Genomic DNA, 11,293 nt, shown 5'->3' on the forward strand with positions numbered 1-11,293 from the left:
AGTTGTCAACTTTTCAGCTTAGAATTTGTGCTTTTCACAAATTCATCCCTATTTTCAGTTAAGATTGCAAACAAGCTTAGCGAGTTTCGCAATTACCTAGTATGTTGATAATGTGTCATCCATTGCATATATCAACATATCCCACCTTATATAAAGACTTTTTATAAAGCTAATACAACGTAAATTAAATCTTTGGTACATTGTACTAATCTCTTATGATATTTTAACATAGACACATTTTTGACACAATATATTTGAAAGAAATGTAAGTAATTCTTAAATATTTGTACCGGCAATATTTTCTATCTGCCAGTCTATAGGTTCTATTCCGTTCTTTTTAAGGAAATCATTTGTCTGACTGAAATGCCTGCATCCGAAAAATCCTCTGTATGCTGAAAGCGGACTCGGATGTGGTGCTTTCAATATAAGATGTTTCGGATTGGTTAACATTGGTATCTTGCTCTGTGCAGGTCTGCCCCACAACAAATATACTATCGGTCTGTCCTGCTCATTTACCGCATTTATCACGGCATCCGTAAAATGCTCCCATCCCTTATTCTGATGCGAATTTGCCTGATGCGCCCTCACGGTAAGAACTGTGTTTAACATAAGCACTCCCTGATCAGCCCACTTTTTAAGATAACCGTTATTTGGTATATAACATCCCAAATCATCATGAAGTTCTTTATAAATATTCTGAAGTGAAGGCGGTATTTCTTTTTGACTTGGTGGCACAGAAAAACTAAGTCCATGCGCCTGATTTACATTGTGGTAAGGATCCTGCCCGAGTACAACAACTTTAACTTTTGACAGCGGTGTAAAATGAAATGCGTTAAAAATTTCATCAGCCGGCGGATAAACAACGACTCTGCTGTATTCCGCCTTAACAAAATCAAATAAATCTTTATAATACGGTTTGGCAAACTCCGGTCTTAATGCCGGAAGCCAGTCATTATCAATCATTCCCATAATAATCCTCCACTAAAGTCTCACACTTATTCCTTCATCTCTGAGATATTGCTTAACTTCATTTATCTCCAGTTCTTTATAATGAAAAAGAGAAGCGGCAAGAACTGCATCTGCATTTCCCTCTGTAAATGCATCTTTGAAATGCTCAAGTTTACCTGCACCACCCGATGCAATGACAGGTATATTTACATTGTCAGAAACTGTTCTTGTCAGCTCTATATCATACCCGTCTTTTGTTCCGTCACAATCCATACTTGTAAGTAAAATCTCCCCGGCTCCGAGTTCATATGCTTTCATAGCCCATTCTACCGCATCTATTCCCATATCAACTCTTCCACCATTTTTGTAAATATTCCAGCCTTTTTTGTCTTCTCTTCTCTTAGCATCAATAGCAACAACAACGCACTGACTTCCAAATTTCATCGCAGCTTCTGATATAAGTTCCGGATTTAATATAGCAGCAGAATTTACGGCAACCTTATCTGCACCCTCTCTCAAAACAGCCTTAAAATCATCTACTGTTCTTATTCCGCCACCGACAGTAAATGGTATAAATACTGTTTCTGCAACTCTTCTAACCATATCTATTTTTGTTGCCCTTGCATCGGAAGATGCGGTTATGTCAAGAAATACTAATTCGTCCGCACCCGCTTTTCCATATGCAGCACCGACTGTAACAGGGTCTCCTGCGTCTTTCAGGTCAACAAAATTTACACCCTTTACTACTCTTCCGTTATTCACATCCAAACATGGAATTATTCTCTTTGTAAACATGTATCTACCAAGCCTTTCTTTTTCTGATTCTATTTGCACAATTCTCTGGATATAATGAACAAATACCTCACCGACAGTATTTTCACACTATAACTCACAAAAATTCTTTAATATCCGCAGGCCGACATCACCGCTTTTTTCTGGATGAAACTGACACGCAAATATATTGTCATGTTCAACAGATGCATGGACATGAGTTATATATTCAGTAGTTGCTGCTACATCATTTTCGTTTTCTGCCTGAAGATAATATGAATGCACAAAATATACATATGAATTATTAGAAACTCCCTTAAAAAGCCTGCTTCCTTCTTTTACATCAATAGAATTCCATCCCATATGCGGAATTTTAAAACCTTCTTTTTCCGGAAATTTTACTATCTTTCCCGGAAGAAGTCCAAGTCCTTTTACCCCCGGTCCCTCTTCACTGCTTTCAAACATAAGCTGAAGTCCAAGACATATTCCTAAAAATGGTTTATTTTCTTTAACAAGCTTATGTATAACATCTACAAGTTCAAACTTGTGAAGTTTTTCCATAGCATCACCAAAAGCACCGACTCCCGGCAAAATAATTTTATCTGCTTTAAGCAGTTTCTCTTTATCTCTGGTCACAATACATTCCTCACCCAGATACTGCAAAGCCTTCTCAACACTCTTAAGATTTCCTGCATCATAGTCTATAATAGCTATCATTGTTGTATATCACCTCTGTTGTCTTTTTTGTAAGTTTACCACATACAAGGCATATTGTCGATATGACAATATCTAAAAATCACCGATAGATGTCCATCCATCGGTGATTCTGCTATTTACTTATTTATTTGCTATTTCATTAACTTTTTTTGTATAATCACCGCCACTTAAACTAAGTATGTCGTATGCCTGTGATTTTGATAAATAAAATTCCTCTGACAATATATCAAGTATCTCCTGATATACACTTTCGAGTTTGTCTTCTATCTCGAGGTCATATGCTGTTTTCTTATTGGCGTCATATTTTTTCAGTCCCATAAGAAGTGCATCCAAAGCCTCCGGATACTTTTTAACATTTTCATAATTCTGATATGCGTCAATCGAATGCTGAACTTTCATAACAGTTACTATTTTCTGATACTGTTCAGGGTCTTTTTTCTTCATATTCGTTCCGACAGCATATTCATATGCCTGTGAATACTTACTCATATCAAAATAATTTTTGGCTTTTTTCTTATCAAGACTGCCACTAAAACTGTTTGTCAAAATAACTGTTCCCAAAAGCAGTACCATTCCTAATAAAACAACAATAGTAACTCCTGCTTTGTTGAGTTTTCCGACTACCTCCTGAGCTGCTGCAGCTTCCTCTTCTTCTTTTTTAGCAAGTTTTTCAGCTTTCTTTGCTGCCTTTTCCTCAGCTTTTTTAGCTTTCTTCGCTGCTTTTTCCTCGGCTTTCTCAGCCTTTAACTTTGCTTTTTCCTCTTTTTTCTGTGCCTTTTCAGCCGCCTTTTCCTCTTTTAGCTTTTCGGCTTCTTCAAGCTTTGCTTCCTCTTCTTCTTTAGCCTGTCTTTCAGCCTCAGCAATCTCATCCGTGACTACATTTCCAAATACTTTCTTAAAAAATCCCGGCTTCTCTGCTTCGCTGTCATCGCTATCTTCTGTCGGAAGAATATTTGCTATATCTTCCTCCCCTGACTCACCAATCGGTATGTCAGGTATATCGTTTATATCCGGTACTGCATCAGCAGAAGCATTATCAAGGCTAATAATATCCTCTGAACTCGAATCATCACTGAGCATTCCCAATAAATCTTCAATATCATCTGCCTGTTTGCTCTCTGTCTCTTCTGATGTATCTGTTATATCTCCTTCTGCCGCATCAATTGAACCGTTTGTGTCTAAATTATCCAACAAACCGCCAAGCATATCATCAATGTCTGCCGAATCTGCATCTTCACTATCTGCCCCGTCTTCGGATAATGACATCACATCCTCTTCAGGTTCTTCTCCTCCCTCGGGTATTGACATCACATCCTCTTCAGGTTCTTCTCCTCCCTCGGGTATTGACATCACATCCTCTTCAGGCTCTTCTCCTCCTTCGGGTATTGACATCACATCCTCTTCAGGCTCTTCTCCTCCTTCGGGTATTGACATCACATCCTCTTCAGGCTCTTCTCCTCCCTCGGGTATTGACATTATATTCTCTCCAGATTCTTTCTCTCCCTCAGATATTTCATCACTTTCATGCAATGACATTGCATCTTCCTCAGATATAGCAGTTTCATTGGATGTATCTTCTTCCGGCTCTAACTGTGGGAATGTAGTTTGTATATCTTTTCCATCTGAAAGTTCCGATGCAACACCGTCTTCCTCTGTTATTCCAACATCTGGAAGAGGTATATCTATTGTCATATCAACATTATCATTATTTCCAGCTTCGTTAAGTTCAGAATCATCCATCTTTATAGATGCAGCAACTTCCGGAAGTGCAGACAAATCATCCATACCATCAAGTTCATCTAACTGTGGCAATCCCTCAAGGCTTGCAAGATCATCATACTCTACAAAATCATCAAGTCCATCATAAACGTCATTGTCTGAATTTTCCTCTTGTAAACCATCCTTTTCAATATTGTCTTCTTCTCTCAATCCACTTTTCTCCTTGTCCACATTAAACTATTCAGCCTGCACATTTCCAACAAGCTTATCAATTTCAGAAACCAACTGACCGATTTCCGGCTTTGAAAGCTGTGCATCTGCTCCGAGCTGTTTTCCCTTAATCTTCATTTCCTCATTTACAAGAGATGAGAATATAATTACCGGTAAATGATTCATATCAGGATCATCTTTGACAAGTTTTGTGAGATGGTGTCCATCCATCTGAGGCATCTCAATATCGGTTATAATACATGCAACTTTTGAATCTAAATCTCCGCTTGCATTATACTCCTGAAGTTTTTCCCAACATTCCTGTCCATTTGCAGTTGTTGTAATGTTCGTATATCCTGCCTGCTCAAGACAATTTACAATCATCTTACTGAGCAATGCTGAATCTTCCGCTATCAAAATCGGAGTTTCATTTCTTGTTCTGTGAGTCATTCGCTCAACATCAGATATTTTAAGTCCTGTCTCAGGATTGATGTCTGAAACAATCTTTTCAAAATCAAGTATAATTATGAGTTTCCCATCAATCCTTACAATTCCTGTCGCCATCCCCTCTCCGGCTGTGTTTATTGTAGAATCAGGTTTTACAATATCTGACCATGACACTCTATGTATGCCCAATACCCCATTTACATGAAATGCAGTATTTAATTTATTGAAATTTGTCACTATGTACATATCACCAGCTGGTGTCTCCGGTTTAGGAAGATGTAAGCATTCTGCCAAATCTATAATAGAAATAATTTCATCTCTAGGCATAAATATCCCCTCTATACGCGAATCTGCATTCGGTATGGGAGTAGGTTTCTGAAATGAAATAATTTCTCTTATTTTCGCTACATTTATTCCATAATAATTGTCTGCAACACGAAATTCCAATATTTCCAATTCATTTGTTCCACTCTCTAATAAGATTCCTGTTTCCATATCCGTACCTCCACTGTATGTCTGGTCATTCCAAACTTTGTATATGATTATTTTATTTGAAGCTGAGCCACCATATCTTTATTTGTGACTTCAAGCACCACATTGTTCAACTTGATCTTTGCCGGGATTTCAAATACCACAATTGCATTCAGGCTTTTTTTAGCCGATATTTTCTTCTTGATAAAATGTATGTCCTCATCCGCGATAGTCAGAAGCGGTGAATCCATCTGTTTTCCATCTACAGATAACACATACTTGCTGTGATTCTTGGTCATATCAAGTTTCCTGGCTGAGCTTGTATTATTCTTAAATTTCAGCTTTGCGACAAAAAGTTTTTTACCCGCTTTAGAAGAAATATTTGAATCTTTCGTACTTATATTTGAATTAAATTTGTACCCGTCAAACTTAACCTTAAATCCCGGCACCTGTAACACATCACTCATCGAAACATATGTCTGCTTTGGCTCTTCTATTGTCTGTGCTGCATCAGATGGTGTTTTACTATTCTGAATTTCAGCCGGCGTAACTGATACCTTTGGTGTTGGTGCCACTGTCGGCTGTACACTCGGCTGTGGTGTTGCAGTCTCAGTTTCACTGTTTAATTTTATCGAATTTGAATAGCTTTTGTCATGCATAAGCAGATTGTCCGCAATATATTCTGCCATAGCATTATTTTGGTCTTCGGATAATGTCGGTACACTCGCACATCCTGTCAAACCAATAACTGTGACCGCTGCCACAATGAAAATCCTTTTTCTCATACTAACCCTCCGTGCTTTACTACACTTTTAATACAGGTATATATTTGCTGATTTAACCCATTTTTCGTCTTTTTATATAATATCACATATATTGCAATATCGTCAATGAATAAAGTAACCGCAATATTTAATTTATCTAATTTTCGGTATCAAGTTCAAACCAAAATTCAACACCGTCATCATGATTTATAACGCCGAATTTCTGATTCATTGAGTCCATTATAGCCTTAACTATTGATAATCCTATTCCGCTGCCGCCATACTCTCTTGTTCTTGCTTTATCAACTTTATAGAATTTTATCCATATCTTATCGAGTTCATCCTCAGGTATACACTTTCCTGTGTTAAATACGCTGACTCTCACAACATCGTCATGTTTTACCATACTCACGTTTATTTTTTTCTCTCCGTCAACATGATTTATTGCGTTGCTTATATAGTTTGTTACAACTTCCTCAATCATGTATTCGTCAGCCCAGACATACAAAGGCTCATAATCTTCCATCGTTATCACAGCCTCTTTTTGCCCGGCTAATAACAGTGCTGAATTTATAACTGATTTCAAAACCTGAACAATATCAAAATGTTCAAAAGAAACCTGATTATTTCCAAATTCAATCTGATTCAGAGTAAGCAGTTTCTTTACCATCTTATTCATTTTGTTTGCTTCGTCTATTATTACCTCACAGTAAAATTCCCTGCTCTCGACATCATCATTAATATTATCCTGCAACCCCTCAGCATATCCCTGTATGAGTGCAATAGGCGTTTTTAGTTCATGTGACACATTCGAGAGAAACTCTTTTCTCATCTCATCTATCTGAATTTTATTCTCGATATCCTTTTTTAACTCATTATTTGCGGCTTTCAGTTCTGATATTTTTTCTTCCAGATTTTCTGACAATGTATTTATACTACTTCCCAATGCGCCAATCTCATCATCACTCTTTACCGGATAACGCACCTCAAAATCAAAATCTGCCATTTTCTGAGCAATTCCCGTAAGCTGTCTTATCGGTTTTGTGAAATTGTTTCCTATGAATACCATTATCACAACACCAAACACGATTACTCCGATACCGACATAGAGCAAAAATGAATTGAAAATACCTATATTTTCCGTCATGCTTTGATAATTCGTGCTCACATAAATAAACGCACCTGAATCAAGTTTTCCGAACAATTCAATATAATATGAACCTATTCTCTCATCCAAAACCTTATAAACACTATAATTATCCGTAAGCATCATAAGGTGACGTTTTTTATCTTTGACCGCAAAACTTTGTGTATCTTCTATTCCTATGACATAATCTTTAGTCTTGTCAATCACATCTTCTTTCTGAAATTGTGTTATTACATTTTCGCTCGGATAATCATATTGATAATACACTTTTCCAAAAAAATTATTCAATCTAAAAACATACACATTTGATGTATTATTTTCGGATAATATTTCGAGATCCAATGTAGAATCATCAGACAATGTCGCACTCTCACCTGATTTATAATCACTGTCACTGTTTATGATAGAGTTTGCATTATCATAGCATCCCTCCAGCATCGACACTTTGCTGTGCTGATAATATGCAGGCAAAAATATCCTGTTCATAAACCAGATTGCCGCAAGCGTAAATCCAAGCATTCCTATCATTATTAATATAAGTTTGGTACGAATCGACTTTATCCCGAACATTTTTTCGTTATTTTTCATATTATCAAACCTCAAATTTGTATCCCATTCCCCATATTGTCTTTATATATTCACCTTTTTTCCCCAGTTTGCTGCGAAGTTTCTTTACATGGGTATCGATGGTTCTTGCATCACCAAAGTAATCATAATTCCATACATTATTTAAAATTCTCTCTCTCGACAACGCAACGCCCTGATTTGTGACAAAATATGTAAGAAGCTCAAACTCCTTAAAACTAAGCTCAATAGGCTCTCCATCAATCTTAACCTCATGTGCCGACTGATTTATATATATTCCACCGACTTCAATATCTCCGTCGTCAAGCTGATTTGTACGCCTTAGTATCGCTTCTACTCTGGCCACCAGTATCTTTGGACTAAATGGCTTTGAAATGTATTCATCCACGCCGAGTTCAAATCCAAGCAGCTCGTCTTTTTCATCACTCTTTGCAGTCAACATAATAATAGGAACCTGAGAGTATTTTCTTATCTCTCTTACTACCTCCCAGCCATCCATTTTAGGCATCATGACATCAAGTATAATCAAAGCGACATCTTTATTTTCATAAAATTGGTCAACTGCTTCCTCACCGTCTCCGGCCTCCAGCACATCAAACTTGCTCTTAATCAAAAAATCCTTTACAAGTTTTCGCATTCTCGCTTCATCATCAACCACCAAGATTTTTAATTTTTCCATAATCGACCCCCACTTTTATTATCATTTATTGTTTTCAGCATCTTTTTGTTTGTCCTTTAGTTCTTTCTCTTCCTTTTCAAGAGCCTTCTGCCTGTCATCAAGCGTCTGTTCCCATTTTTCATACTTGTCTATCAATTCATTTTCCATATTAGATTTGTAATCCGTAAAATATGTAAATACCGAATACTTTGATTTTACTGTTATTATGACAAGTGCAGCTAACAATACAATTAAAAATGCAATAGCCATATTTTTTATTTTTTTCCCGGTTATGGCCTCTTCATATGCTTTCTTATACCTCTCCGCATTTCGTGCTGCCTCATCCTTACTCATTGCAGGTACTTTCTGTACCACGGCGTTTTTTGATGTCACCGGTACATACGCAAGATTTTTTTCCATAACGGTTCCTGACGAAATAAGTTTCTTTCTCATATTATTGACAAATTCAAGACCTACGACTGTCTGAAAGGACTTCTTATCTATAGCCTTATTATAAACTTTCAAAACCGCTTTCATATCAGACATATTTGTATTAGCTACAATATATCCTATAGTTTCCTTTTCCTTCATTGCACGCTCAAATTCTTTTTTTGATGAAAATTTAAATCCATCCAAAACCATTTCTTTTTCGTTTACCATATTTTACCCCGACTTAAATATCATTTGAAATAATTTGAAACTTTTTACCATGTATAACGATTTCTTATATAATCGTTATACATGCTGTCTTTATTTACTTTTATCTTTTAGTTCTATACTTTTGAATAATCATACTTTAAATTATCCGCGAGCCATTTTTTTACTACATTTAAAGTAGTTTCGTTTATAATTGCCTCTTTGTTTTCCTTCTCATAATCGCTTTTAGTCGCATATTTTTCAGAATTATACTCGTATTCCTCATCAAGTACGCTCTTATAATCCTCATCGCTGTACTTAATATTTTCAAGCTTTGCGATTGCCATTGCCGCAAGGTTTTCTTTTACGGTATCCTTTGCAAGCTCCTTTAAATCGTATTTCTTAAAATCTTCAAGATTATTATATCCATACTGTTTCAAAACTTCATCAATACTGTAACCGTAAATTTCAGCCATATCATAATATCCCTGAAGATTTTCTTTTTCCGCAAGTGCCATCATATCCGAAGGGTATTTGATTACATTACATATCTCCATAACATCAGACCATGCATAATCTCCCCTGTCATTTTTATTTTCTTTTAACAGTTTTTCTTTGATATATTTTTTATATTCACTGACTGTTTTATATTTTCCGGAGGATATCTGATTTACAAATTTGTTGTTAAACTTTGGCACAATTTTCTTTCCACATATATAATCAACCGTAATCTCAAAATCAACATTATGCCCGTCCACTCTCTCATCATCATAAGTTCCTTTTGGCACTTTACAGGTAAATTTCACTTTTTTGCCTGTCTTTGCGCCCAACAATGCTTTCTCAAAGTCCTCAAGCCAGTCACCTGAACCTACATCTATATAGTCTTCGCCACATGTGACATCTATTTTCTTTCCTTTAATGGAGCCTGCATATTTTGCATAAACTTTGTCACCATCTTTGACTTTTCCCTGCTTCTTCTCATACTTTGTATTGTCCTCAAGCATTGAATCTATCTCTGATTTTATATCATCCTCTGACACACCTACATTTACGGTAATATTTTTATAATCGCCAATTTCTATATACTTTAAGGCATCAAAATCTTTGCTGTATGAACTTACCTGCTCAGACGATTTTTCTTCTTTCTTATTCTGATTAAGAAAATATCCGGCAGCAATTCCCGATACCAGTCCTACTATAAGAACACAAATAATTGCTGTTACAAACACAGTTTTACTCATGCCCTTGCTGTTATTTTTGTTTTTCATGCTAATCTCCAATTTCTGCATTGCTTTTTATTCTTCTCACAGCTTTACACTGTTTGAACAAATTATATCACAACTGCTTCTGTTTATTAAGTAATAATTTTAATTCTTCCAAATCTAATATACCTTTAACTTCATTTACAATATATTCGGCACCGGCCTCTTCTAGCTCGCCCTCTTTTGCAAAGCCATAATATACTCCAAGAGCCTTAATACCGCAGGCGTGCGCTCCTATTACATCGTGTCTTCTGTCCCCTGTCATAAGTACACTCTGCTTTTCTTCCCCGATTATATTTAATCTTTTCAAAACCTCTTCTATAACCGCCTGCTTCGTATTTCTGTTTTCTTCAACGCTGCTGCCGACAATTTCATCAAAATATTTTGCGAGTTCAAAATGTTCTAAAATTCTTTTTGCCGTTTCCTCCGGTTTGGAAGTTGCAACCGCCAAAACATATGGCTCATTTTCAAAAAGTCCTGTCACATTATATCTCTCCCTGAATTTTGTCGTCGCCCTTTCAGCCTCTTCTCTGTTCATTCCTAAAATTGTCATAAAACCGTCAGTAAGAGGCGGACCTATAAATTCAAACAAGTCGTCATCATTCTCAATAGTAACTCCAGCTGCATCCATTGCATACTTCACACAATTTATAATTCCCTTACTGGAATCTGTCAATGTTCCATCAAGGTCAAATAATATATATTTAAACATAATAATCCTCCTGCTGATTTTTTAACAGTGCAAAAGCCACACTTTGCCCTTTTTTTACTATGTTACAAGCATTTTCCTATATCATAGCATTCCTAATACCTAATATCGTAAAAAATAAAAAGAGCCCGGGAAGGCTCTTTTTATCGGATAACATACGTTATCCAGCGTATAATAGGGTGGGAGTAGAAAGTTTTCACTTTCTGAGATAAAAGTATAATGATAATATATGTCTAAAATATGTCAATT

11 protein-coding genes are annotated in these 11,293 nt (G+C 36.3%); all 11 read right to left on the reverse strand.

Annotated elements, in window-relative coordinates:
- Positions 1-276 precede the first annotated feature (276 nt).
- A complete protein-coding gene (locus ACZLXV_RS07330; RefSeq protein WP_022224356.1) occupies positions 277-969 on the reverse strand; it encodes a uracil-DNA glycosylase in 693 nt (230 codons plus the stop codon).
- Between the two features lie 12 nt (positions 970-981).
- The gene (gene hisF / locus ACZLXV_RS07335) at positions 982-1,743 is read right to left on the reverse strand and encodes an imidazole glycerol phosphate synthase subunit HisF (protein ID WP_022224355.1); all 762 of its coding nucleotides are present in this window, start codon (positions 1,741-1,743) and stop codon (positions 982-984) included.
- 87 nt (positions 1,744-1,830) lie between these two features.
- Positions 1,831-2,436, reverse strand: coding sequence for an imidazole glycerol phosphate synthase subunit HisH (gene hisH, locus ACZLXV_RS07340; protein WP_482382964.1), 606 nt, complete (start codon positions 2,434-2,436; stop codon positions 1,831-1,833).
- A 120-nt stretch (positions 2,437-2,556) separates the two neighbouring features.
- A complete protein-coding gene (locus ACZLXV_RS07345; RefSeq protein WP_482382965.1) occupies positions 2,557-4,365 on the reverse strand; it encodes a hypothetical protein in 1,809 nt (602 codons plus the stop codon).
- A 27-nt stretch (positions 4,366-4,392) separates the two neighbouring features.
- Positions 4,393-5,307: a chemotaxis protein gene (locus ACZLXV_RS07350; RefSeq protein ID WP_482382966.1), complete on the reverse strand. Its 915-nt coding sequence runs from the start codon at positions 5,305-5,307 to the stop codon at positions 4,393-4,395.
- Positions 5,308-5,354: 47 nt separating this feature from the next.
- Positions 5,355-6,068 carry a hypothetical protein gene (locus ACZLXV_RS07355; protein ID WP_482382967.1) on the reverse strand — a complete coding sequence of 238 codons (714 nt, stop codon included), beginning with the start codon at positions 6,066-6,068 and terminating at the stop codon, positions 5,355-5,357.
- Positions 6,069-6,204: 136 nt separating this feature from the next.
- Positions 6,205-7,782, reverse strand: a complete 1,578-nt coding sequence (locus ACZLXV_RS07360; RefSeq protein ID WP_022224350.1) for a HAMP domain-containing sensor histidine kinase — start codon at positions 7,780-7,782, stop codon at positions 6,205-6,207.
- A 4-nt stretch (positions 7,783-7,786) separates the two neighbouring features.
- Positions 7,787-8,458 (reverse strand): response regulator transcription factor, encoded by a 672-nt coding sequence (locus ACZLXV_RS07365; RefSeq protein ID WP_367335701.1) that lies wholly within the window; start codon positions 8,456-8,458, stop codon positions 7,787-7,789.
- 21 nt (positions 8,459-8,479) lie between these two features.
- A complete protein-coding gene (locus ACZLXV_RS07370) occupies positions 8,480-9,097 on the reverse strand; it encodes a hypothetical protein (protein ID WP_022224348.1) in 618 nt (205 codons plus the stop codon).
- Positions 9,098-9,210: 113 nt separating this feature from the next.
- Complete coding sequence (locus ACZLXV_RS07375; RefSeq protein ID WP_482382968.1) at positions 9,211-10,341, reverse strand: FKBP-type peptidyl-prolyl cis-trans isomerase; 1,131 nt, start codon at positions 10,339-10,341, stop codon at positions 9,211-9,213.
- Between the two features lie 67 nt (positions 10,342-10,408).
- A complete protein-coding gene (locus ACZLXV_RS07380; RefSeq protein ID WP_482382969.1) occupies positions 10,409-11,047 on the reverse strand; it encodes an HAD hydrolase-like protein in 639 nt (212 codons plus the stop codon).
- Positions 11,048-11,293 lie beyond the last annotated feature (246 nt).

Source organism: Butyribacter sp. (genome assembly GCF_056818865.1).

Coding starts and splice junctions, on each gene's coding strand:
- ACZLXV_RS07380 (WP_482382969.1), bottom strand. CDS start 11,047: ATGTTTAAATATATATTATTTGACCTTGATGGAACATTGACAGATTCC.
- ACZLXV_RS07355 (WP_482382967.1), bottom strand. CDS start 6,068: ATGAGAAAAAGGATTTTCATTGTGGCAGCGGTCACAGTTATTGGTTTG.
- ACZLXV_RS07370 (WP_022224348.1), bottom strand. CDS start 9,097: ATGGTAAACGAAAAAGAAATGGTTTTGGATGGATTTAAATTTTCATCA.
- hisH (WP_482382964.1), bottom strand. CDS start 2,436: ATGATAGCTATTATAGACTATGATGCAGGAAATCTTAAGAGTGTTGAG.
- ACZLXV_RS07375 (WP_482382968.1), bottom strand. CDS start 10,341: ATGAAAAACAAAAATAACAGCAAGGGCATGAGTAAAACTGTGTTTGTA.
- ACZLXV_RS07365 (WP_367335701.1), bottom strand. CDS start 8,458: ATGGAAAAATTAAAAATCTTGGTGGTTGATGATGAAGCGAGAATGCGA.
- hisF (WP_022224355.1), bottom strand. CDS start 1,743: ATGTTTACAAAGAGAATAATTCCATGTTTGGATGTGAATAACGGAAGA.
- ACZLXV_RS07360 (WP_022224350.1), bottom strand. CDS start 7,782: ATGAAAAATAACGAAAAAATGTTCGGGATAAAGTCGATTCGTACCAAA.
- ACZLXV_RS07350 (WP_482382966.1), bottom strand. CDS start 5,307: ATGGAAACAGGAATCTTATTAGAGAGTGGAACAAATGAATTGGAAATA.
- ACZLXV_RS07330 (WP_022224356.1), bottom strand. CDS start 969: ATGGGAATGATTGATAATGACTGGCTTCCGGCATTAAGACCGGAGTTT.